The sequence below is a fragment of the Pseudoduganella sp. LjRoot289 genome, from assembly GCF_964252925.1.
In the GTDB taxonomy this organism is placed as follows: Bacteria; Pseudomonadota; Gammaproteobacteria; order Burkholderiales; family Burkholderiaceae_D; genus Rugamonas.
Window position 1 is genome coordinate 2,182,538 of the sequence record NZ_CAXUPN020000001.1, and the last position, 22,898, is coordinate 2,205,435.

At 66.4% G+C, this 22,898-nt stretch carries 21 protein-coding genes; 12 read left to right on the plus strand and 9 right to left on the minus strand.

Features of this window, described 5'->3' with window-relative positions; genetic code table 11:
- Positions 1–86: 86 nt before the first annotated feature.
- Entirely contained in the window at positions 87–758 is a 672-nt protein-coding gene (locus tag ACSQ8Y_RS09305) for a hypothetical protein (protein ID WP_436266164.1), read from the plus strand.
- Here ACSQ8Y_RS09305 and ACSQ8Y_RS09310 read toward each other — a convergent pair.
- The 3 genes from ACSQ8Y_RS09310 to ACSQ8Y_RS09320 are packed head-to-tail and all read right to left on the minus strand — an operon-like array spanning position 755 to position 2,827.
- On the minus strand, positions 755–1,984 hold the full coding sequence (locus ACSQ8Y_RS09310) for a glycosyltransferase (protein WP_436266165.1): 1,230 nt from the start codon (positions 1,982–1,984) through the stop codon (positions 755–757). The genes ACSQ8Y_RS09305 and ACSQ8Y_RS09310 overlap by 4 nt on opposite strands.
- Before the next feature lie 4 nt (positions 1,985–1,988).
- Positions 1,989–2,648 (minus strand): HAD family hydrolase, encoded by a 660-nt coding sequence (locus tag ACSQ8Y_RS09315; RefSeq protein WP_436269793.1) that lies wholly within the window; start codon positions 2,646–2,648, stop codon positions 1,989–1,991.
- The gene (locus ACSQ8Y_RS09320) at positions 2,648–2,827 is read right to left on the minus strand and encodes a hypothetical protein (RefSeq protein WP_436266166.1); all 180 of its coding nucleotides are present in this window, start codon (positions 2,825–2,827) and stop codon (positions 2,648–2,650) included. Before ACSQ8Y_RS09320 ends, ACSQ8Y_RS09315 begins: the two co-directional genes overlap by 1 nt.
- Positions 2,828–2,991: 164 nt before the next feature.
- On the opposite strand from ACSQ8Y_RS09320, the gene ACSQ8Y_RS09325 reads away from it, so the two are divergent.
- Positions 2,992–5,715, plus strand: a complete 2,724-nt coding sequence (locus ACSQ8Y_RS09325; RefSeq protein ID WP_436266167.1) for a diguanylate cyclase domain-containing protein — start codon at positions 2,992–2,994, stop codon at positions 5,713–5,715.
- A gap of 129 nt (positions 5,716–5,844) precedes the next feature.
- Positions 5,845–7,329: a methyl-accepting chemotaxis protein gene (locus ACSQ8Y_RS09330; RefSeq protein ID WP_436266168.1), complete on the plus strand. Its 1,485-nt coding sequence runs from the start codon at positions 5,845–5,847 to the stop codon at positions 7,327–7,329.
- 10 nt (positions 7,330–7,339) lie between these two features.
- Here the strand turns inward: ACSQ8Y_RS09330 and ACSQ8Y_RS09335 are convergent, their stop codons facing one another.
- Positions 7,340–7,813: an ATP-binding protein gene (locus ACSQ8Y_RS09335; protein ID WP_436266170.1), complete on the minus strand. Its 474-nt coding sequence runs from the start codon at positions 7,811–7,813 to the stop codon at positions 7,340–7,342.
- Between the two features lie 39 nt (positions 7,814–7,852).
- Here ACSQ8Y_RS09335 and ACSQ8Y_RS09340 point away from each other — a divergent pair, with 39 nt between their 5' ends.
- Genes ACSQ8Y_RS09340 through ACSQ8Y_RS09350 form a run of 3 tightly spaced genes read left to right on the plus strand, consistent with a single transcriptional unit; the run spans position 7,853 to position 9,691 of the window.
- The gene (locus ACSQ8Y_RS09340) at positions 7,853–8,347 is read left to right on the plus strand and encodes a FecR family protein (protein WP_436266171.1); all 495 of its coding nucleotides are present in this window, start codon (positions 7,853–7,855) and stop codon (positions 8,345–8,347) included.
- Entirely contained in the window at positions 8,347–8,940 is a 594-nt protein-coding gene (locus ACSQ8Y_RS09345) for an OmpA family protein (protein WP_436266172.1), read from the plus strand. The genes ACSQ8Y_RS09340 and ACSQ8Y_RS09345 overlap by 1 nt, the downstream gene beginning before the upstream one ends.
- Positions 8,941–8,950: 10 nt before the next feature.
- Entirely contained in the window at positions 8,951–9,691 is a 741-nt protein-coding gene (locus ACSQ8Y_RS09350) for a substrate-binding periplasmic protein (RefSeq protein WP_436266173.1), read from the plus strand.
- Positions 9,692–9,701: 10 nt separating this feature from the next.
- Here ACSQ8Y_RS09350 and ACSQ8Y_RS09355 read toward each other — a convergent pair whose 3' ends face one another.
- The 3 genes from ACSQ8Y_RS09355 to ACSQ8Y_RS09365 are packed head-to-tail and all read right to left on the minus strand — an operon-like array spanning position 9,702 to position 13,168.
- The gene (locus ACSQ8Y_RS09355) at positions 9,702–11,813 is read right to left on the minus strand and encodes a CHASE2 domain-containing protein (protein ID WP_436266174.1); all 2,112 of its coding nucleotides are present in this window, start codon (positions 11,811–11,813) and stop codon (positions 9,702–9,704) included.
- A gap of 18 nt (positions 11,814–11,831) precedes the next feature.
- Positions 11,832–12,803: an MBL fold metallo-hydrolase gene (locus ACSQ8Y_RS09360; RefSeq protein ID WP_436266175.1), complete on the minus strand. Its 972-nt coding sequence runs from the start codon at positions 12,801–12,803 to the stop codon at positions 11,832–11,834.
- Positions 12,800–13,168, minus strand: coding sequence for an STAS domain-containing protein (locus tag ACSQ8Y_RS09365; RefSeq protein WP_436266176.1), 369 nt, complete (start codon positions 13,166–13,168; stop codon positions 12,800–12,802). The genes ACSQ8Y_RS09360 and ACSQ8Y_RS09365 overlap by 4 nt, the downstream gene beginning before the upstream one ends.
- 213 nt (positions 13,169–13,381) lie before the next feature.
- Between ACSQ8Y_RS09365 and ACSQ8Y_RS09370 the strand changes: the two genes are divergently transcribed.
- Positions 13,382–14,722 (plus strand): hypothetical protein, encoded by a 1,341-nt coding sequence (locus ACSQ8Y_RS09370; protein WP_436266177.1) that lies wholly within the window; start codon positions 13,382–13,384, stop codon positions 14,720–14,722.
- Here the strand turns inward: ACSQ8Y_RS09370 and ACSQ8Y_RS09375 are convergent, their stop codons facing one another.
- Positions 14,723–16,906 carry a hybrid sensor histidine kinase/response regulator gene (locus ACSQ8Y_RS09375; protein ID WP_436266178.1) on the minus strand — a complete coding sequence of 728 codons (2,184 nt, stop codon included), beginning with the start codon at positions 16,904–16,906 and terminating at the stop codon, positions 14,723–14,725. It abuts the gene before it with no gap.
- A gap of 195 nt (positions 16,907–17,101) precedes the next feature.
- On the opposite strand from ACSQ8Y_RS09375, the gene ACSQ8Y_RS09380 reads away from it, so the two are divergent.
- The 3 genes from ACSQ8Y_RS09380 to bla all read left to right on the plus strand — a co-directional run bounded on the left by ACSQ8Y_RS09380 (position 17,102) and on the right by bla (position 20,180).
- On the plus strand, positions 17,102–18,400 hold the full coding sequence (locus tag ACSQ8Y_RS09380) for an NCS2 family permease (RefSeq protein WP_436266179.1): 1,299 nt from the start codon (positions 17,102–17,104) through the stop codon (positions 18,398–18,400).
- Positions 18,401–18,763: 363 nt separating this feature from the next.
- A complete protein-coding gene (locus ACSQ8Y_RS09385; RefSeq protein WP_436266180.1) occupies positions 18,764–19,234 on the plus strand; it encodes an Lrp/AsnC family transcriptional regulator in 471 nt (156 codons plus the stop codon).
- A 76-nt stretch (positions 19,235–19,310) separates the two neighbouring features.
- Positions 19,311–20,180 carry a subclass B3 metallo-beta-lactamase gene (gene bla / locus ACSQ8Y_RS09390; protein ID WP_436266181.1) on the plus strand — a complete coding sequence of 290 codons (870 nt, stop codon included), beginning with the start codon at positions 19,311–19,313 and terminating at the stop codon, positions 20,178–20,180.
- A 70-nt stretch (positions 20,181–20,250) separates the two neighbouring features.
- Here bla and ACSQ8Y_RS09395 read toward each other — a convergent pair whose 3' ends face one another.
- On the minus strand, positions 20,251–21,177 hold the full coding sequence (locus ACSQ8Y_RS09395; protein WP_436266182.1) for a LysR family transcriptional regulator: 927 nt from the start codon (positions 21,175–21,177) through the stop codon (positions 20,251–20,253).
- A 109-nt stretch (positions 21,178–21,286) separates the two neighbouring features.
- On the opposite strand from ACSQ8Y_RS09395, the gene ACSQ8Y_RS09400 reads away from it, so the two are divergent.
- Both ACSQ8Y_RS09400 and ACSQ8Y_RS09405 read left to right on the plus strand, forming a co-directional pair.
- Positions 21,287–22,060: an SDR family oxidoreductase gene (locus ACSQ8Y_RS09400; RefSeq protein WP_436266183.1), complete on the plus strand. Its 774-nt coding sequence runs from the start codon at positions 21,287–21,289 to the stop codon at positions 22,058–22,060.
- 86 nt (positions 22,061–22,146) lie between these two features.
- Entirely contained in the window at positions 22,147–22,890 is a 744-nt protein-coding gene (locus tag ACSQ8Y_RS09405) for a DUF481 domain-containing protein (protein ID WP_436266184.1), read from the plus strand.
- Positions 22,891–22,898: the final 8 nt, after the last annotated feature.

Sequence of the window (22,898 nt, forward strand, 5' to 3'; positions counted from 1 at the left end):
CGATCATGAGTACTGCCCCGGTTGACAAAACCAATCACGCTGCCGAAGATGGACATGGACCCCGAATAGTCCGGCTGGAGGTCAACATGGAAAATGTCACTGCGGTGTTGAAAGCGCTACAAACGCACGTCGATGACGGATTCCTGCGTGTGGACCAGCGCTTTCAAGAATTACGGGCGGAATTGAACGCCTTCCGGGAGTCCATGGAAGCGCGCTTTGACCGCGCCGATGCGAAGTGGCAGGGAAAAATCGACGCCGTCCACGCCAAAATAGATCAGGACCGCGTGGCGCTCGAAGCAAAAATGAGGGAAGACCGGGCTGCCCTCGAGGCCAAGTTGAAAGAAGACCGGGCTGCCCTCGAGGCCAAGCTGAAGGAAGACCGGGCTGCCCACGAAGCAAAGTTGAAGGAAGACCGGGCGGCACTGGAGGCAAAATTAAAGGAGAATCGCCTCGCGCTGGAGGCAGAGTTAAGGGAGAATCGCCTGGTGCATGAGGCGAAACTAAGGGAAGACCGGGTGGAATTTGACCGCAAACTGGAGGTGCAGGTTGCGGAATGGAAACACATCCGTGACCAAAGCGAACTCAGGTACGAGAGATTGCGTTCCGAGAGCGACACAAAATGGCAGCAGGCCCAAGACCGGCGCGACGCAATGGACCGTGAGCATCGGACGAGCATGCGCTGGCTTACGGGCAGCATGGTCACTCTGCTCGTCACCTTGGTTGGCTTGGTGGCGGGGAAGGCAATGCACCTATATTAAACGGAGAGCTCCAAGGCCCGCGCCAGGCGTGCGGCCATTCCTGCTGCGCTGTACCCGTGGTGGCGTGCAGCGAATGCGCGCGCTGCCCGCGCGTAGCCCGCCGTCGCCAGCATGTGGCGAACGAGCTGGGACCAGTCCAGCGGCTGCGTCAACATGGCTGAATTGACACCCATGCCTGCCCCGGCAACCCGGCGAGCGCACAGGAACTGTTCCAGCTGCATCGGAAGCAGGAGCAAGGGAACGCCTGCCAGCAGCGACGACGCAACCGTTCCTTCGCCGCCATGGCAGACGCACAGCTGCGCCTGGGACAGCGCGGCTTGCAGGGAGACGGGGCTGCTTGCATAGGCCAGGTTGGGCGCTGTCAAGGGCGGCGGCTTGCCGCCTGCGACTTCGGGCAGATAGCACAGCACGCGGCAACCTGCTTGCGCCAGCGCCGCCAGGGCTTCCACATGGCCGGCATGCGCAGTCTTCAGGTAGGCGAAGACCTTGGGGCCGTCGCCCTCTGGCCAGCACGGTGCTTCGCCCGCGCCGGGCAGGAAAGCGGGGCCGTACCATTCCACGCCATCGGCGGCCGCGTCTGCCCCTCCCGGCGGCGCGATTGGACCGCTGCGGCCATAATGATCCAGCTCAGGCCAGGTCGTGAGCAGCGCCCTGTCGCCGAGTAGCAAGTCGGCGGCGAAGGCGAAGGGCGCGGCGTTGTGGCGCGTGAGCACAGCGTTGGCAGTTTGCAGCACGCGCTCCTCTGCGGCGGCGAGCCGCTGCGGCGCTATCTTCTCCCATGCACGCAGGCATGGCAGCGGCTGGGCGCGCGGCGGCATGGAAAAGCCGACGCCCACCGATGCGCTGCGCAGGCCCATGCTGCGCGCAGCGAGGACGGCGGTCGGGGCGTAGTCGGCGACCACGACGTCCGGCTTCAGTTGGCGGAACATGGCGCGCCAGCCTGCCACCAGCCCCGTCAGCGCCTTCGCTTCCAGATAACCGCAGGTGAGCAGGATTTCGGCCAGGCTGCCGTGGTTGGAAGGCAGTCCTTCGGTGCGGTGCAGCCAGACCGGTGCTTGCAATACGGGGACATCCAGCGCCGCCAGCACGCCATGCGTCTGCGCCAGGTCGCGCACGCTGAGGCTGACCTGGTGGCCCCGCGCCAGCAAGGCGTCGGCGATGATGCTCAGCCGCCCGGCGTGGCCGAGGCCGCCGCCAAGTTCCCAGCATAAATGGTAGTGGGGCATAGGCTCAGCGCAGGCCAGCCAGCAAGCTGTGCAGTTCGGCAACGCTGTCCACGATGCGCCATGCGCCAGGGAAGTCGTAATGCCGCGTCAACGCGTGCCTCAGCACGATGCAGCGTATGCCTGCGGCCGTGGCCGCCTGCAGCCCGCGTGGCGAATCTTCCACCACCACGCATTGCGCGGCCTGCAGACCCAGGCGTTCCAGGCCCAGCAGATAGGGTTCCGGCGACGGCTTGGGCTGGGCGTAGGCCTCCGCCGTCAGCACGAAAGCGAAGTGGCGCAGCAAGTCCAGCTTACCGTGGATGAGTTCGAAATGGTAGCCCATGGAACTGGTGACGACACCCATGCGCAAGCGCGGCCCGGGAGCGGACAGCGCCGACAGCATCTCCGCCACGCCGGCTATCGGCGTCACGGCCGCGTCCAGCAGCAGCTCGGCATAGCGCCGGTTGCGGTCGTCGCGCAGTTCGGCTATGTGCTGCTGTGTCACGCCGCGCTGTTCCAGCAAGTGCCAGGCGCCGCAATTATCGGCCAGATACCAGTTGAAAAAATCGAGCTCCGACAGGTCTATGCCGAACGGCAGGAAGACCTCGCGGTTGGACTGGTAGAACAGCCTTTCGGTGTCCACCAGCACGCCGTCGTTATCCCAGAGGATGCCCTCGATCCGCATCACAGCTTCGCCAGTTGCCGGCGCGCGGCGGCTGGCCCGGCTGGCCCGGCCGCAGCCGGGGCGCCTGCGGGACCTGGGGCGCTGTCCGGCGCGCGCTGCGCGGTGCGGTAGCCAGCCCCCGGCGAGGCGGCGAGCGTGGTTGCGGCGACGGCGGCCAGCAGGACAGGCTTGGAAATCACGAGAGAAAGACCTTGTTCAGGGTGCGGTGCAGCAATTGTATGGCATGTAAGCTGCTAAAACCATGGCTAGGCCCGGCCGGGTGTGCAATACTCCTGCCAAACGAACAATACGCACATCGCACATGGCCATAAAGGGCTTCCTCCCGCGCAGCCTCAAATCCCGCATGACGACCGTCGTCATCCTGCTGGTGCTGGGCGCCACCACTATCGTGACTACCGTCGCCCTGCTGCTGGCCGAGCGCGACATGAAGGGCGTGATCGGCGCACAGCAATATGCCGTGCTGTCCAGTGCCGCCGCTTACGTGGACGAGCAGCTCGAAGCCAAGCGCGCCATCCTCGCCACCTTGCCGGAAGGCTTACCTCCGGGCATACACAGCGAGCCGGCCGCGCTGCAGGCGCTGCTTGAAGCCCGGCCGGTGGTGCGCGCCGAGTTTTTCAACCTGGTCGCCTTCGACCGCAGCGGCAAGCAGGTTGCAAGCTCGCGGCCCGAACTGGGCGAGTCCGGCGTCGAGGCCGCAGGCCGGCCCTATTTCGACAATACCGTCAAGACCAAGGAAGGCCTGGTATCGGCGCCCTTCCTGAGCCGCTTGTCCGGCCGCCCCATCGTGCTGCTGACCCAGCCGCTGCTCGATCCGCAAGGCGAGATCGCCTACGTCATCACGGCCAGCATCGATTTGCAGAAGTCCGACTTCTTCGGCCCCATCAACGCGCTCAGGCCCGGCAAGACCGGCTTCATGTACATCATGACGGCGGACGGCATTTTGATACACCACCCGACCGCCAGCCGCCTGCTGCACCACATCCACGAGCGCCCCGGATCGAACCGCGCCACCGACATGGCCTTGAAAGGCTTCGAAGGCTGGACCGAGGCCAAGAACAAGGACGGCAGCGAGGGCATCTATTCCTACCGGCGCCTGAAAACCACCAACTGGATCGTCGGCGCGCGCTATCCGACCGACGAGGCGTTCGCGCCTTTGATCGAACTGCGCAAGCAGGCCATCCTGGCCGCCACCGTATTCGCGGCGGTGGCGGGCCTGCTGGCCTGGCTGCTCATCGACCGCCTGCTCGCACCGCTGCAGCAACTGCGCGGCAACCTGGCGCAGATCAGCCAGGGCGGCGCCGCCATCGAGTCACTGCGCAGCCACCGGAAGGATGAAATCGGCGAACTTGGCGACGCCTTTTACCGGCTCACGGCGGAACGGGCCGAGGCGCAGGAGCGCACGCTGGAAAGCGAAACCCTGGTGCGCAACATCCTGGAACACGCGCCGGACGCCTTCGTCAGCGTGGACGCGCAAGGCAATGTCACCGAATGGAACGCGCAGGCCGAACGGACCTTCGGTTGGCGCCGCGCCGAAGCCATCGGGCGCGACGTGGCCGAACTGATCGTGCCGCCCGGGCAGCGCGGCGCCCACGCGGCCGGCATGATGCGCTTTGCCGGCCTGGGCGCCGGCCCGCTGATCAACAACCGTGTGCGCGTCAGCGCCCTGCACCGCGACGGCCACGAAATCCCCATCGAACTGTCGATCGGCGCGCTGCGCCACGGCAGCGCCTTCCTCGCCACAGCCTTCCTGCACGACGTCTCCGAGCGCGTTGCCTACGAGGAAAAGATCGCCGCCGGCGAGCGCCGCGCACGCATGATCGCCGACAGCATGCCGGCGCTGGTCGCTTATGTGGACCGCCACCGCCGCTACCAATTCACCAACGACCACTACCAATACCTGCTGGGCCTGGACCCGCGCAGCATGCTGGGGCGCACCATGGACGAGGTGTTCGGCCCGGCAGTGTATCGCCGCTGGGAAGACAAGATCCAGGCCGCCCTGCGCGGCGAGCGCGTGCACGAGGAACGCGAAAGCGAGCAGATGGGGCGCACCATGCACATGATGGTGGACATGGTGCCGGATGTGCGGCCGGACGGCGAGGTCGCGGGCTTCTACCTGATGTCGATGGACATCACCCACCGCAAAAACGCCGAGCTGACCCAGGCCGCCAGTGAGAAGCGCCTGCGCCTCATCACCGACCACCTGCCCGCGCTGATCTCCTATATCGACCGCGACGACCGCAAATACCTGCTGCGCTTCGGCAACGCCACCTTCCAGCGCTGGCTGGGCATCGACCCCGCCAGCCTCAGCGCGCGTCCGCTGCAGGAGGTGATGGGCGCCACCGGCTACCGCCATTGCCTGCCCTACCTGAAGCGGGCCTTCGGCAATGAGGTGGTGTGTTTCGAGCTGCGCGCCCGCCTGCACGGCGACCTGCGCACGCTGGAAACGACCTTCGTGCCGGACGTGCGGCCCGACGGCAGCGTGGCCGGCGTGTACGCGCTGACGCAGGACATGAGCCGCATCAAGGCAGTCGAGCGGCAGCTGATCGAACTGGCACGCATCGATGCGCTGACCGGCATCGCCAACCGCCGCAAATTCGAGGAGGCGCTGGACCAGGCGACGGAGCGCAGCAAGCGCCACGGCCGGCGGATCGCGCTGGCCTACCTCGACATCGACAACTTCAAGGCCATCAACGACAGCTTGGGCCACGGCGCCGGCGACGAGGTGTTGAAGGAGTTCGCCGGCCGCCTGGTGGGCGCGGTGCGCGCGGTGGACCTGGTGGCGCGGCTGGCCGGCGACGAGTTCATCGTCCTGTTCGAGGACGTGGACCAGGCCGGGGAGGCGGCGCAACTGGCGGCCAAGATCGTGGCCATGGTGCGCGACGGCTTCATGCTGGCGGGCGGGCCGGTCAAGGTCACCACCAGCGTGGGCATCGCGCTCTACCACGGCGAAGGGGAATCGCAAGCCAGCCTGATCAGCCGCGCCGACCGCGCGCTGTATGCGGCCAAACGCAAAGGCCGCGACTGCTATGTGGTGGACGGCGGCCTCGCCCAGACCGCCGCCGTGTAAGCTGCCGAGCGAATCTGGTATCGATCTGTCTCATAATTGCCCACTGTGGTATTTGGTGAGAATTGGCGCACGGTAATGCGGCACAATATCTCCAGACGGCGCGGCCCGCGCCCCAAGGAGGAGCCTGCCATGCTGAAGCGTATGAAGATGGAAACCCGGCTGCATGTCGGCCTGGGCGGTATTGTCATCCTGGTCATACTGCTGGGACTGACGGCCTTCGCCAGCCTGTCCACGCTGATAGGACACTGGAGCAAAATCGAGTCCGTCACCATGGCGCGCCAGGACGCCCTGCTCGCCCTCGTCACCGGCCACGGCAAGGCCGTCCACAATTTCAAGAACTACGTGCTGCGCGGCGGCGAGTATGCCAACAAATTCCGCGCCGACGTCGCCGAGATCGACAAGGCGGTCCACACCTTCCAGGCCACGGGCGACGTATCGCGCGAGGAGCAAGGCCTGCTCAACGAGATCCTGGCGGCCAGCAAGGAATACAACCAGCACATGGCGCACCTGGAGGCGCTGCGTGAAAAGGGGGCCACCCCGCTGGAGCTCGACAAGGCCGTGAAAGGCGCGGACGCCGCAATCAGCAACGCCGGCGCCAAGCTGCGCGAGGTGAACGGCGCCGAAGCGAAGGCCGCGTCGGCCGAGATGGGCGAGACCGCACAGCAAGCCAAGCGCTGGATCTTGTCGTTCGCGGTCGTCATCGCACTGCTCGGCTGCGTGCTGGCGGTGTGGATCTCGCGCAGCTTGGGCGCCATCGTGCGCGAGGTGCAGCAAGTGGTCGCCGTCCTGAGCAGCGCGTCGACCGAAGTGAGCGCCACCGCACAGTCGCTGTCGCAATCATCCAGCGAACAGGCTGCCGGCGTGGAGGAAACCAGCGCGTCGATCGAACAGATGACGGCATCGATCACCCAGAACGCCGAGAACGCCCGCCTCACCGATGGCATCGCCACCAAGGCGGCGCAGGAGGCGGCCAAGGGCGGCGAGGTGGTGAAGGCCACAGCCGCCGCCATGCGCCAGATCGCCAAGAAGGTCAGCATCATCGACGACATCGCCTACCAGACCAATCTGCTGGCGCTGAACGCAGCCATCGAGGCGGCCCGCGCCCACGAGCACGGCAGAGGCTTCGCGGTCGTGGCCGCCGAGGTCCGCAAGCTGGCCGAGCGTTCGCAAGTGGCGGCGCAGGAAATCGGCGAGGTGGCCGCCAACAGCGTGGAGCTGGCCGAACAGGCCGGTGTGCTGCTGGAAGCGATGGTGCCGAATATTCGCCGCACCTCCGACCTGGTGCAGGAGATCGCGGCCGCCTCGGAAGAGCAATCGGCCGGCGTGGGACAGATCAACTCGGCCGTGGTGCAGCTGAGCCAAGCGACGCAGACCAACGCGGCCAGCTCGGAGGAGCTGGCCGCCACGTCGGAAGAAATGAGCTCCCAGGCCGACCACCTGGCGCACCTGATGGCGATGTTCAGGCGCTACACCAGCGACGATGCGCCGCCGGCCCGCGCGGCGAAGAGCAAGGGCACGGCCAAGACGATGTTGCAGAGCGTGCCCTCGTCTGTGCAAACGGGCTACGCGCCCGCCGCCAAGGGGCTGGACGAGTCGCATTTCACCAGGTTCTGACCGGCAGGGTTCAGCCGGACTCCCGTTCCGGCGACACCGTCACGTCCAGGCGGTTGCGGCCGTCCTGCCGCGCATAACGCAGGCTGCGCGCCAGCTGGCGTATCAGCAGCAGCCCGGCGCCGCCCACCGGCTGCTCTTCGATGCTGCGGCCGGGATCGGGCGCGACGCCTTCCGGGCCGTCGGCCAGCGGATTGAACGGCGGAGCCTCGTCCTGGTAGCGAAAGCCGTCCGCCGCCGGCGCGAGCCACACCGGGCTGGCGCTGTCGCCAAGGTAGCCGTGCAGCACGCTGTTGCGCAACAATTCTTCCAGGATCAGTTCGGCGCGCAGCAGCGCCTCGGGCGTCGCGCCCGCCCGCCGCATCTCCGCCGCCAGGTACTCCATGGCGGCCGGGACGCATGACAGCCTGGCCTCGAAGCGCATGCCCAGCTCGCGCGTGCCAATTTCGCAACCGGCCGCGGCTGAATTGGTTTCCTTTTGTTCCATTCAAGCATATTATCGGAATGTCTAGTGTCGGAGGGCATCATGCGCACAATAACAACACCAACGGCCGCGGCGATGCTGCTGCCTGCGCTGGCATTCGCTGCGCTGTCACTGGGCGTGCCGGTCTGCGCCGGCCCGGCGCATGCGGCCGAACCGGCCGGCATGGTGAAAACCTCGAAAGGCAGCGTCACCATCGAGCGCGAAGGCAAGAAGATGGGCGCGCCGGCCGGCGCCGCCGTCATGGCCAGCGACCGCATCGTCACCGGTGCCGACGGCAGCGCCGGCATCACGCTGCGCGACGAGACCCTGCTTGCGCTGGGGCCGAACACCACCCTGGCGCTGGATAAATTCGCCTTCGATACGACGACGCACGAAGGCGCGCTGGACGCCTCGGTCAAACGCGGCACCCTGGCCGTCATCTCCGGAAAATTGTCCAAACAGTCGCCCAAAGCCGTCAAGTTTTCCACGCCCAGCACCGTGCTCGGCGTGCGCGGGACGGAATTCGTCATCGAGGTCGGTGACGGGGCTGGACAATAATGGCCGCCCTGCTCTGGATCGTTTGCCTGGTGGCCGCGCTGTCGCAGCACGGCACCGGGCCCAAGGAACGCATCACGCTGCTGCCCAACCAGGACGGCCGGCCCAGCGCGCTGATCGTCACCTCCGCCAAAGGGGAAACGGTGCTGGACCAGCCCTACCAGAGCGCCGCCGTCGACAGCGCCGCCGCGCTCACGGCCCAGCCTTCCAGCGCCGCCGAGGTGGGCAGCCGCTATGGCGCCGCGCTGTCCGCCCTGCCCAAAGGCGCGGCCGTGTTCACCGTCTATTTCGAAACCGCCACGGACAAGCTGGTTCCCGAATCGGCTGCGCGCCTGGTCCAGATCAAGACCGAGCTGGCGCAGCGGCCGGCGCCGGAAGTGATCGTCATCGGCCACAGCGACCGGGTCGACACCGTGCAATTCAACGACGCCTTGTCGCTCAAGCGCGCCGAAACCGTCAAAGCCCTGCTGATCGAAGCTGGCGTGCCGGCGGAGGCCATTTCGGTCTCCGGCCGTGGTGAACGGGAACTGGCGGTGCAGACCGCCGACGGCAAGGCGGAGCTGCGCAACCGCCGCGTCGAGATCAGGGTGCGCTAGGGAGGACAGCATGGAACGCCGTGATTTCCTAGGAGCGGCTGCCTTGCTGGCCACGCTGCCCGTTCTGTACGCTGCGCCGGCACGCGCCAACGGCGCGGCGGAAGCAGAGCAAAAAGTGATGCGCATTTCCACTCTGCTGGAAATCGACCCTGCCACGGCCATCGCAGAGCAGGTGCTGGGCGAAGCCTACAAGCGGCTCGGGATGATCTTGCAGGTGCAAAAATATCCGGGCGAGCGCTCGCTGGTCAGCGCCAACGACGGCAGCACCGATGGCGAGCTGTACCGCAAGGTCGGCATGGAACGCGACTACCCCAACCTGATCATCGTGCCGGTGGCGTTGCAAACCTACGAGATCGTGATCTTCACGCGCGGCACCACCTTCATCGTCAACGGCTGGGAGAGCCTGCGGCCGTTCACGGTGGGCTTTGTACGCGGCATCAAGATCGTCGAGCAAAGCACGCTGGGCATGCGCACCGAGGCGGTGCCGACCATGCAGCAAGCTTTCCAGAAAATGGTGATGGGCCGCACCGACGTGGTGGTCGGCAACCGCCATTCTGGCCTGGCGGCGATCAAGGCGCTGAAGCTGGACGACGTGCGCATCATGGCGCCGCCGCTGGCCTCCTTCCCGGTCTACCACTACCTGCACAAGAAGCACGAAGCGCTGGTGCCGCGCCTGACGGCCGTGCTGACGCAGATGCAGAAGGAAAAAGTGATCGAGCGCATACAGAAGGCGGTGCTGGCCGAGGAATAGCGGCCCGGGGTCAAACCGCGCCATTCCAGCGCACCACCAGCAAGGTCAGGTCGTCCCACGGTTCGGCGGCGCCGACGTGGATGCGGACGTCTTCGCGCGTGGCGGCCACGATGGCTTGCGGATGCAGACCGTGTCCGCGCGCCAGCAAGGCGTCCAGCCGTGCCATGCCGTACTGGCCGCCCTCCTCGTCCATGGCCTCGCTGATGCCGTCCGTGGCCAGGCACAGCGTATCGCCGGCGCACAGCTGGTAGTGCTGCACCGGGTAGTCGAAATCCTCCATCACGCACAGTGGCGGGCCGTCCGCCGGCAACATCTTTTCCAGCGTGCCGTCCGCGCGCAGCAGGCGCGGCGCGTCGTGGCCCGCGTTGCACAGCACCACCTCCCCGGTGCGCGCGTTCAGAATACCGGCGATGGCGGTGACGAACAGCATTTCGGGATTTTCGCGCATCAACTCGCGGTTGGCGCGGTTCATGATGCCGCCCAGGTCCGGCACGGCGGCGGTCTCACGCAGCGCGATACTCTTGGACAAGGCCTTGGCCACCACCATGAACAGGCTGGCGGGCAGGCCTTTGCCGGACACGTCGCCGATCAGGAACAGCAGCCGCTCCTGGTCCAGCATGAAGAAGTCGTACAGGTCGCCGCCCACCTCGCGCGCGGGTTCGAGCAGCGCTTCCACGGTGAAGCGGTTTTCGAAGGGGAAAGCGATGGCCGCCAGCGGCAGGCTGGCCATCTGGATGCGCCGCGCCGCGCCTAGTTCGCCTGCTGCCTTGGCGGCGGACTCGCGCGCCGACTGCAAGGCGCGCTCGCTGCGTTTGTGCTCCGCCTTTTCGTTGACGAACAAGCTGGCCAGCAGGCTGACGCTGGTCAGGCTCATGGCTATCCAGACTGCCAGCGCGTCGAATAGCAGTCCGGCCTGCAAGAACAGCAGCGCCCCGCCGCCGAACAGCAGCAGCGACAAGGCGCCCCCGGCCAGGGCGGCGTAGCGCAGCCGCAGGCGCGGCAGCAGCCACACCAGCAGCAGGCTGCAGATGATCAGCGCGCCCGATTCGGCCCAGCGCATCCAGTCTGGCCGCAGCAGGAAGCGGCCGTCGATGAAGCTTTCGATCAATTGCGCGTGCACATCCACGCCGGGCAGGAAATCGCCGCGCGCATTGGTCTTGTAGTCCATCAGCCCCAGCCCCGTCAGCGCGACGATCGCCAGCTTGTCGCGCAGCAGGTCCGGCGGCGCGCGGCCGTCCAGCAGTTCAGTGGCGGAGATATAGCGCTCGGGCGCCTGGCGCGTGAAATGCACCCATGCCGCGCCGGTGGGCTGGGTCGGCACCTGCAGGTCGCCCACGCCGACATGGCGCACGCCGCCCGGCCCCAGCGCCACTTCCACCGCGCCCGAGCGGGTGGCCACGCGCAGCATCTCCATCGCCAGCGAAGGCAGCATCGCGTCGCCCACCCTGGCCACCAGCGGTACGCGCCGCACCACGCCGTGCTCGAGGTCGGCAGACAGCAGCGCCTGGCCGCTGGCGGCAGCCTGCAGCGCCGGCAGGCTGGCCAGCGCCAGCGGGAAATGGCGCACGTATCCGGCCGGATCGCCGCCCTTGCTGCGCACGGGCCAAGCGCGCAAGGCGTCGGTGGTGCCGGGCGTGGGCACGTCAAAGCCGGCGGCGCCCAGCACCACCGGCGCCTTGCGTATCGACTCGGCCAATACCTCGTCGTAAGCGGGCAGCTTCAGCAGCCTGTCCTTGAGCGCAATTTCACCGGCGGGCAGGCGCGCGGCCAGCGCTTCGGGGGAAGTGGTGTCGGCCTCCGGCATGAAGATGTCGAGGCCGATAGCCAGCGGCTGCTGCGCGTTCATGCGGTCTATCAGTTCCGCCAGCCGGGTGCGCGGCCAGGGCCACTGGCCGTAGCGCTTGAGCGACGCTTCGTCGATGGCGACGATTTCAACCGGACCTGACATGCGCTCGCGCGGCATGGTGCGCTGGTAGGTGTCGAACAAGGACAGGCGCAGGCCCGGCAGCAGGCCTTCGCCGGGGGCCGCCAGCAGGACCGCGAAAACCAGCGCCAGGACGAGGGCCAGCGGCCGCCCGCGCACGCGCAGGCCGACGGCGAGCCGCTTCAGGAAGCGGCGCATGGGCCGATCCGCCGCAGGCTACAGCTCAATTTCCATGCCGTCGTAGGCCGACACCACGCGCAGCGGCGCTTCGCCGGTGATCTCCGCGTAGCGCCGCGTCTCGGCCAGCACGCGGGCGATTTGCGCGTCATCATAGATGGGCTCGTGGTGGAACAGGCACAGGGTGCGGGCGTTGGCCAGTTGGCACAGCTCCACGCCCACCACGTTGCTCGAGTGTCCCCAGTCGGCTTTCACCGAGATGGAATCGGCCAGCGAGTACATGGCGTCGAAGATGACCAGGTCGGCGTCGCGGAAGAAATCGACGAAGCCCTGGCGCGCTTGCGTGTCTTCCAGCTTGTGCTCGGAGTCGGTGGTATAGACCAGCGTACGGCCGCCGTGCTCCAGGCGGTAGCCGTAGGAGTCGCCCGCGTGCAGTTGCAGCTTGGCCGTCACGCGCAGGCCGTTGATCTCCAAGGGCACGCCGGGCTCCATGCGGCGGAATTCGATGGCCGCGCCCAGCTGGTCGAAACCGACCGGAAAACTGATCGATTCCTGCTGGCGCCGGAATGCGGTTTCCAGCTGTTCGTGGCAGCCGTGGATGATGATGCGGTTGCCCGGTATATAGGCCGGCGTGAAGAAGGGGAAGCCCATGATGTGGTCCCAGTGCAGATGGGACATGAACACGTGGTAAGTCTGCGGCTTGCCGGGACCGTAGCGCGCCAGCTTGGCGCCGCCCAGCGGACGCACGCCGCTGCCCATGTCGAGGATCACGTGTTCATCGCTGCCGCCGGCCGACGGCGCCCACACTTGCACCTCCACGCAGCTGGAGTGGCCGCCGAAGGTGCCGCGCACGTCGAAGCCTAGCTGGTCCACATAGCTGGCGACCTTGTCGCTGCTGTCCAGATTTAGTCCGATGGCGCCTTCCAGCGCGGCCACGAGCTTGGCGCGGATCTGCTTGTGGGTGAGCGCCACCGGCAGTGAGCCGCGCGCGCCCCAGATGAGCGCCTTCATGCGGCGCCGCCCTCGCCCGCCGGCGCCAGCGCGGCCACCGCCGCCTGCTGATCGGCGAAGATCTCGAACAGCATGTCGAAGCGGCTGATCTTGAACACTTCCAGCACCAGCGGCGTGAGCCCGGCCAGCACCAGCCGCCCGCCTTGCGCCTTGACCTGTTTTATGGCCAGCATCAGCGCGCGCAAGCCTATACTACTGATGTAGCTGACGCCCGCCATGTCGATCACCAGCCTGGCGCCGCCGGTGCCGCAATCGCGCAGGTGCGGCGCCATGGCTTGCTGGAAATCGTCCGCATGGGTGTGGTCGATGCGGCCTTGGGGGCGCAACACCGTTGCGCTGCCTGCGGCTAGGGGCTGAAGTTCCATGATCTTGGACACCTGTGGCGCGTTGAACAGAGAGACTGTGATTTGCAGTTCAGTGTACCACCGGCAAGGAAAAAAATTACTTATTTACATGACTTTTTACCATGAGGCGCTACTCTGTCAGTGTAGTCTTACAGCGCGGCGGGCATATGACCGCTACGCGCACGGATAACAATTTTGCATACTGGAAAAAACTCAAAGCTACCCGAGACATCCATGTTGAATCACGTTGCCATTAATTCCCCCGACGCCCCGCAGCGCCTCTACGCGGCCTTGACCGAAGGCGGCGAGGCCCTGTGGTCCGCCGATGCCGCCAGCTACCTGCGCAGCCAGCTCGACCTGTCGGCGGCCCAGCCGGCGCAATTGCCGCAGCAGTACGACCAACTGGCCGGCTGGATCAGCCACCATGCGCAGAGCATGGCCGACGCCTATCACCGCTACCAGGTGGCGCGGGAATACGGTGCGCCGCGTCGCCATTTCGCCACAGTGGCGCAGGCCCGGCGCTTCCTGCGCGAAGCCGCCCCGGCCCGGCTGGCCGATGGCGCCTCGCTGTACGGCGTGGTGGAACGCTGGGACGATATCGATTTCCAGCCCATGATCGCCAGCTACCTGGAATTGCTGGGCAACGGCGTGCCTGACCGCAACCGCCACGTGGTGTACCGCGATTTGCTCGCTGCGGCGGCCGGCAGCGGCTGGACCGGTACGGGGGCCTTGCCGCCGGAGCGCTACGTCAGCGCGGCCGTGGAACTGGCGATGGCTTACAACGGCGATGATTTTCTGCCGGAACTGATCGGTTACAACATGGCGCGCCAACAGCCGTCGAGCGAACTGTTGGTCGCACGCCACGAATTGTCGGAACTGGGTCTGGATGCGGATTCCTTCGCGCCAGTAAGCGCGGCGGCGGGGAGCGGACCGTCAGCCCTGCTCAGCTTGCGCGGCGTGATGGCCAGGGTGGGTGATCCCGCCGCGTTCTACCGCCGCGTGGCCGACGGCTACCGCCTGCACACGCTGGTGGCCCATTTGCCGTTGCCGGCCGCCGCCGACGCCGGGGCGCCGCTGCAGGAAGCGCACACGCCGGCGATAGCGCCGGATGCGGCGGCCGGCGCGGCGGCCAGCCATGCCCCGGCCGGTGCGCGCGCGGAGGACAGGCTGGGCACCGCACAGCCGGACTACGCCGAGCACCTGGACAGCCATACTGGGGGGGCACACGGTGGACATCGGGCGGGCGCAGCGCCAGCGGGCAGCCAGCCGGCACACGGCCAGCACGCGGCCCGGCATGCCGGCGGGCGCGGTGCACTGCACGCGGTCGAAGCGGGCATGCACGCGGAACAGCCTGCCCACGCGGCGCGGCCCGTGATCCGTCACCATTTCCCCGCCGACGAACACGCCTGGGAAACTATAGGCTGCGAGCTGCGCCTGCTGGAAGCCCGGCTGGCCGCGTCGGACAGCAAGGAGGAAGCCATGGCGACACTGTCCCGTCTGCTCTCGCCTGCGCTGCAGCATTCGCCCGCCGGCTTGATGGCCGGCCGCATCTACAGCCAGCTGTTCAATCTGTAGTCAGCCCGTTTGCACGGTATCCAGGCGCCACAGCAAGGCGCTCAGGCCGTCCAGCGACAGCGGCTTCGTCACGTGCTGCGAAAAGCCCGCCTGGCGCGCGCGTTCGCGGGCGTCTTCGCTGCCGTAGCCGGTCAGGGCGACCAGGCAGATGCCGCTCGTCGCCGGGTCGGACTGCAGGGCGCGCGCCAGCGCATAGCCGTCCATTTCCGGCAAACCGATATCGATCAACGCCAGGTCCGGCTGCCCGGCCGCCGCCAGCGCCAGCGCGCTGGCGCCATTCGCCGCGGCGAGCACGCGACAGCCGTGCAGTTCCAGCATCATGGTCATCATCCCGCGCGCGTCGTCGTTGTCCTCCACCAGCAGCACGGTCAATCCACGCTGGACTTGGGCGCCATCCTCGCCGCGTGGCGCGTCCGGCCTGCATGCGGCCGCGCCCCCCGCGGGCGGCAGGTCAGCCGCCCCGGCCGCGAGCGGCAACAGCACCGTGACGCAAGTGCCGCGGCCCGCGCCTTCGCTCGCGATGCGGATGCTACCGCCATGCATCTCGACCAGGCGGCGCACCAGCGTCAACCCTATGCCCAGGCCGCCCTGCAGGCGCTGCAAGCTTTGCTTTCCCTGCACAAACACATTGAACACATGCGGCAGCAGTTCGGGCGTGATGCCGACGCCGTCATCGCGCACGGTCAGTTCGGCCATACTGCCGTTTCGCGCGACGCGGATGGCGATGGCGGAATCCGGGGCGCTGTATTTCAGCGCGTTGTCGAGAATATTGTCGAGCACCTGCGCGAGCCGGGTGGCGTCCGCCAGCACCGGCGCCTGTGCCAGGTTCAGTTCCACGCGTTGCGCAGACAGGCGCCCGCTGGCCAGCAGCGTGTCCAGGCAAGCGCGCACCACGTCGGCCAGGTCCAGCTCCTGGCGCACCAGGGCCAGCTTGCCCATCAGCGCGCGGTTCACCTCGAGCAGGTCGTCCACCAGCGAGCGCAGATGCGCAGTCTGGCGCCGCAACACCTCGCGCGCCCGGTCACCGGCTTGCGGCGGCACGCCGGGCTGGCCGCTGCGGTCCAGCACAGCCACCGCGCTGGTGATGGCCCCAAGCGGGTTGCGCAGCTCGTGGCCCAGCATCGCCAGGAATTCGTCCTTGGCCGCGTTCTGGCGTTCCGCATGCTCGCGCGCCGCGCGCTCGCGCACCAGCAAGTCATTGCGCTCATCCTCGACGTTGGCGCGCGACTGCATTTCGGCCCGCAGACGGGTGTCGGCATCGCGGATGGCGTCGTTGAGCGCCTCCATTTCGCCGATATTCGAGTGGTGCAAACCGGTCACCGGCTGCTGTCCGCCCAGCGCACGTGCCGCTGTCGATGCGCTCGATACAAAGCGTACCAGCCGCCGCCCGGTATGCACGCCCAACGCCACCGCCAGCGCGATGGCAATGACAAAGCCGGCGATGGCCACCGCCATGCCGCGCAACACCGCCGCGTTGATCTCCGACGCCGGGGCCGACACGATGACCGCCCACCCCGACAATCCCGAATGGACGAAATGGGAATACAGTTCCATGCCGTCGCCGCCGGTATGCCGCAACGTGTCGCGCGGCGCGCGCTTGACGGCGGCCAGCAGGTCCGCCTGCACCTGCTGGCGCTCGGCGCCGGCATCCATGCCGCGCGCGGCGACAATGACGCCGGCGCCGTCGACGACCGTGGCCCGCCAGGTTTCGGGGATCGCGCTGCCTGCGAAGGTGCGGAGGAAATAAGAAGGCGAATACGCCTGTGCCAGCACGCGCGCTGCGCCCGCTGCGGTAACGATGGGCTGCTCCACGGCGACAAAGGGGCGCTTCAAGGCCGGGCCCCATTTAACGCCGGACACGACGCCGACGCCGCTGTCGATTTGCCGCGCCACGACTTCCGGGTCGGGCCGGACCGGCAGGCTGGCGCCAAAGGGCAAGCGCGTATTGAGCAGTTGCTGGCCATCGCGCTGGTACAGGATGATCCAGCTGCCCTGGCCGGCGTTGGCGGAACTGGCTTCGTCATGGAAGCGGCGCATATCGCCGCTGGCCAGCGCCTGGGAATACGCCAGTGCGCGCAGCACGGATTGGGCGCGGCGGATTTCCGCGTCGATTTCCAGGGTCGCCGAACGGGCACTTTCTTCGATATGCCGCATGGCGGACGCGCGCTGCGACGTGAGCAGCATTTCAAGCGCAATGCTGAAGAACACCGCTACCGGAAGCACAATTGAAAAAGCCAGTAACCAATAGTGGGTACGTAATCGCATCGCCGGGTCGTAGGTCTTATGGATGCCTATTGTACAACGCCGGGTCCGCGCGGCAACAGGGGGCGCTTGAGCCAGAAATGCTATGCTCCCTTGGACATCATCCCGGGAGCTGCAATGACCATCGCTGAGAAGCTATTCAAATTAAAGGAAGCCGGTACCGACGTCCGTACCGAAACGGTGGCGGGCATCACTACCTTCCTGACCATGGCCTACATCATCTTCGTCAATCCGGCCATCCTAGGTGATGCCGGCGTGCCCAAGGAAGCGGTCTTCGTCGCCACCTGCCTTGCCGCCGCCCTGGGCACGGCCATCATGGCGCTGTACGCGAATTACCCGATCGGCATGGCGCCCGGCATGGGCTTGAATGCCTACTTCGCCTATGCCGTGGTGCTGGGCATGGGCGTGCCCTGGCAATCGGCGCTGGGCGCGGTCTTCATTTCGGGCTGCCTGTTCGTCATTGTCAGCCTGCTGGGACTGCGCGGCATGATCGTCAACGGTATTCCGCATTCCCTGCGTACCGCCATCACGGTCGGCCTCGGACTGTTCCTGGCGCTGATCGCGCTCAAGAGCGCGGGCATCGTCACCGCCAACCCCGCCACCATGGTCGCGGCGGGCGACCTGCACAAACCGCCCGCGCTGATGGCCATCTTCGGCTTCATGCTGATCGTGGTGCTGGACCGCCTGAAAGTGAAAGGCGCCATCCTGATCGGCATCGTCGTGGTGACCTTGCTCAGCTTCGTCTTCGGCGGGAACACTTTCCACGGCGTCTTCTCCGCTCCGCCTACCCTGGCCCCGACCTTGCTCCAGCTGGATATCAAGGGCGCGCTGTCGGTTGGCATCGTCAACGTGGTGCTGGTGTTCTTCCTGGTCGAGCTGTTCGACGCCACCGGCACCCTGATGGGCGTGGCAGCGCGTGCGGGCCTGCTGGTCGGCGGCAAGATGGAACGCCTGAACAAGGCGCTGCTGGCCGACAGTGTCGCCATCGTCGCCGGATCGCTGCTTGGCACGTCCAGCACCACGGCTTACGTGGAGAGCGCTGCGGGCGTGCAGGCCGGCGGCCGCACGGGGCTGACGGCTCTGGTGGTGGCCATGCTGTTCCTGGCGTGCCTGTTCATTTCGCCGCTGGCCGGCGCCGTGCCGGCCTACGCGACGGCGCCCGCGCTACTGTTCGTAGCCTGCCTGATGCTGCGCGACCTGGTGGACCTGGAATGGGGGGAAACCACCGAGAGCGTGCCGGCCGCCATCACGGCCATCATGATTCCTTTCACCTATTCCATCGCGCACGGCATCGCCTTCGGCTTCATCACTTACGCGGTGCTCAAGCTGTTTACCGGACGCGCGCGCGAAGTCAAGCCTATCGTGTGGATCATCGCCCTGGTGTTCGCGTTCAAGTACGCCTACCTTCCGGGATGATGGCTTGGGCGCCGGCGATTCCTTGATCGCCAGTATGCCGACAACGTTGTGCAGCCGCATGCGGCACAACGTCAGAAGATCCTCCTCCGGCGCTGCCAGCCGCATCCATACCTCCAATCCCTGCGCGTCTGCGCTAATTCGCATTCCGTCCAGCGCAATTCCTGCCCGGCGCACGATGGCGAGCGCGTTTTCGAGCGTGGCGAGGGCTGCATCGGCTTCGATGGTGAAGCGCAGGCTTTTTTGGGCAGGGGTGGTTGGCGTGTTCATGCAAGAAGTATGCAGCCGCGCCCGCAAAATAGGCATCCAAATATTGTCCGGTTTTGGCTAGAATGGAGAATATTCTTCTTTCCTCAATCCAAAACCATGAACAACCATCCTGACATCGATGAAACCGACCGCCGCATCCTGCGCGCCCTGCGGCGTGACGGGCGTCTGAGCAATACCAAGCTGGCCGAACAGGTTGGCCTGTCCACCACGCCGTGCTGGAACCGGGTGCGCGCGCTCGAGGAAAGCGGCGTGATCGAAGGCTACACGGCGCTGTTGAACCAGCACGCGCTCGGCCTGCCGGACACCGTTATCATCGAAGTCACGCTGGACCGGCACGACGACGAGATCTTCGGAAAGTTCGGCGAGGCGCTTGCGGAGTTGCCCGAAGTGATAGAAGCCTATCTGCTGACCGGCGAGTATGACTACCTGATCAAGGTGGCGGTGGCCGGCACGGCGGGCTACGAAGAATTCCTGCGCCGCAAACTCTACAAACTGCCCGGCCTGCGCCACAGCCGCTCGACCTTCGTGCTGCGCTGCCTGAAGCGCGCGCACTCGGTTGAACCTTAAACAGTAATCTCTTGACACGGTTGTGACCAGTGTCGCATTATAGTGGCATTCGTCGCAAACCTGTGAAAGAAGAGAAATGACACGATTGAAACGCTTGCTCCTGTCCGCCGCCCTCGCAGCCAGCCTGCCGCTCGCGCCGGCAGCCGGTTCGGACTGGAACGATCCGCAGGAACCGTTTGCCATCTTTGGCAATACTTACTACGTGGGGCCGAAGGGCTTGAGCTCAGTGCTGATCACCTCCCCTGCGGGCCACATCCTGATCGACGGCGGCAGCGCCAGGTCGCCGGTCCAGATCGCCCAGCATATCCGCAAGCTTGGATACAAGCTGACGGACGTCAAATACATCCTGAATTCGCATGAACACCACGACCACGCCGGGGGCATAGCGGAACTGCAGCGCCTCACGGGCGCCGCCGTGCTTGCCAGCGTCAAGGGCGAGTCCGTGCTGCGCACCGGCCTGGCCAACAGCGGCGACCCGCAGTTTGCCGACCTGTCGCCTTTCAGCCCGGTGGCCAACACGCGCGCGGTGGGCGACGGCGAAACCGTCACACTCGGGCCCTTGGCGGTGACCGCGCATTACACCCCCGGCCATACGCAAGGCGGCACCAGCTGGACCTGGCTTTCCACCGAAGGCGGCAAGACCGCCAGCATGGTGTACGCCGACAGCCTGAATGCGCTCTCGGCCGGCACCTTCCGCTACAGCGGCGACCCGGCCTACCCGAACGCGCGCGCCGACCTCGAACAGTCCATCGCCAGGGTCGCCGCCCTCGATTGCGACATCCTGGTCTCGGCCCACCCCGAAGCGTCCGACCTGTGGGCCCGAAAGGCGAAGCAGGGTCAGGCGGGAAATTCGGCGTTCATCGACGCGCAGGGCTGCCGCAACTATGCCGCGCTGGGCCGCGCGAAACTGGAACGCAAACTGGCCGAGGAAGCTGCAAAGCCTTGACGGGCTACTAAAGGGAACCGCGAGTACCTGTCGAAGTCCCCTAAAGTGTGCCACAGCAGGCCAGGCGCCCCTAGCGCCGGCTGTCGAAGATGGCCGCCACTTCCGGCTGCCGGAAATGCTCCACCACGCAGTCCACAAACGCCCGGGTTTTCGCGGGCAGGAACTTCTTGCTCGGGTAATAGATCGACACTGGCCCGGCGTCCGCACACCAGCCCGGCAGCAGCCGTAGCAGCGCGCCGCTTCTCAACCAGCGCGATGCATGCGGCATCGGCAGCAGCGCCACGCCAAGGCCGCGCATGGCCGCATGCGCCATCGCCTCCGGGTCGTCGAATATCGCGCGCGGGCGGCTGGCCGCCATCCCCTCGTCGCCGTCGTCGTGCAGCAGCGTCCAGACCTTGACGCGGCCCGTGCCCGCCGAGCGGCGCACGATGCCGTCCAGCTGCGCCAGTTCGTTGGGATGCTGCGGCATGGCCCGCCCGGCCATATAGGCGGGCGACGCCACCGCCACGACATCGACGCTGACCAGCTCCCTGGCTATCACCCCCGGTTTCAGCTCGATGCCGCCGCCCACCGCCGCGTCGAAACCGCCGCCAACCAGGTCGACGGCGCGGTTGTCGAAATGCCAGTCCGGCAGCACTGCAGGGTAACGCTGAAGGAAGTCGTCCAGCAGCGGCAGCAGATATTCGCGCCCGAACGCCAGCGCCATCCCCACTTTCAGCACGCCCGACGGCTCCCCGTCGTCCGAGGCCGCGTTGGCAATGGCATCGCGCACGGTGGAAAAAGCGCCCCCGACCTGGTGGAGGAAGCGTTCCCCGCCGTCGGTCAGCGTGAGGCTGCGCGTGCTGCGCTGGAACAGCCGCAGTCCCAGGCTGGCCTCCAGGCGCGCCACGTTCTTGCTGACCGCGGCCGGGGTCAGCCCCAGGCGCCGCGCGGCGGCGGAAAAGCTGCCGGTCTCGGCGGAGTGGATGAAGGATTCAAGGTAATTGAGGGCTTCCATTGGTCCATTTTATACCATTGGTTGAAACTCCTATGCGGGATTACCGGCTACCGGAGAGGCAATAACAAGGACATACTGAATTCATCAACCCACCTCAAGGAGATTCAAAATGACCACCACCAACATCACCAGCGGCACCAGCAACACCACCTTCGCCAACAAAGTCGCCTTCGTCACCGGCGGTGCACGCGGCATCGGCGCGGCAGTCGTACGCCGCCTGGCCCAGGGCGGCGCCGCCGTCGCCTTCACCTATCAGTCCTCGTCCGAAGTGGCCGACGCGCTGGCCGCGAGCATCACCGCAGCAGGCGGCAAGGCCCTGGCGCTGAAGGCCGATGCCGCCGACGCGGATGCCGTCACCGCCGCCATCGGCCAGGCCGCCAAGCAGTTCGGCAAGATCGACATCCTGGTTAACAACGCCGGCGTGTTGCGCATGGGCGATGTGGCCGAGTTCTCGCTGAAGGACTTCGACGACACCGTGGCGGTCAACATCCGCGCCGTGTTCGTGGCTGTGCAGGCGGTGCTGCCGTTCATGGACAAGGGCGGCCGCATCATCAACATCGGCAGCACCAACGCGAACCGCATGCCGTTCGCCGGCGGGGCCGTCTACGCCATGAGCAAGTCCGCACTGCTCGGCCTTGTACAAGGCCTGTCGCGCGACCTCGCGCCGCGCGGCATCACCATCAACAACGTGCAGCCCGGCCCGGTCGACACCGATATGAACCCGGCCAATAGCGACTTTGCCACCGTGATGCATGGTTTGATGGCGATCCCGCGCCACGGCCGCCCTGAAGAAATCGCCGGCATGGTCGCATACGTGGCCAGCCCTGAAGCGGCTTTCGTCACCGGCGCCAGCCTGATGATAGATGGCGGCTTCGCTGCATAAGCCAATACGTAAGGAAATGTCACACGTGCGGGCGAGCCAATGGCGTTCAGGTACAATACCGGCTCACCGCACGCGTCAAAAATGACATGAAACTGATCCCGATATTCGCGCTGACGCTCGCCGTCGCGCACGGCGGCGCAGCCGCTCAAGACATCCCGGAACGCACCTGGAGCACGTCCGCCGAGCTGGGCGCCATCACCACCACCGGCAACACGGTCGGCACTTCCGTGACCGGCAAGATCGATGCGCGTCAGGAACTGGACAGCTGGAGCAACGAGTTCATCCTCAGCGGCTACTTCAAGGAAGACGAGAAGCACCTGGAGAATGGCGAGAAGCAGCGTATCCGCTCCGCCGAGCGCTTCGCCGCTTCCGCCAAGGCGGCGTACAAGCTGCTTGACGAGAACAAGAAACTGTTCGTGCTTGGCTCGCACGTGGACGACAAGTTCGGCGCCTACACCACATACAGTTCGCTGGCGGTCGGCCATAGTTCGCGCTGGTTCAAGTCGCGCGACAAGACGCTGGACGTCGAACTGGGTCCGGGCTACTTCAGCGGCACCCGCGCCACCGGCGAATCGGAAAACGGCGTGACGGTGCGCGGCGCCGCGTCGATGCGCTGGCAGGTCAGCCCGTCCGCCCTGTTCACGCAAACGGTCAGCATGGAGCGCGGCACGTCGAACCTGCACTCGCAGGCCGAATCGGCGCTCAGCACGAAGATCAACGGCACCATGCAGATGAAGGCCGCCTTCAGCGCCCGCAGCGACACCAACGTGCCTGAGAAGAAAGAGAACACCGATACGCAAACGTCGCTGACGGTGGTGTACTCCTTTTAAGTGCTCCC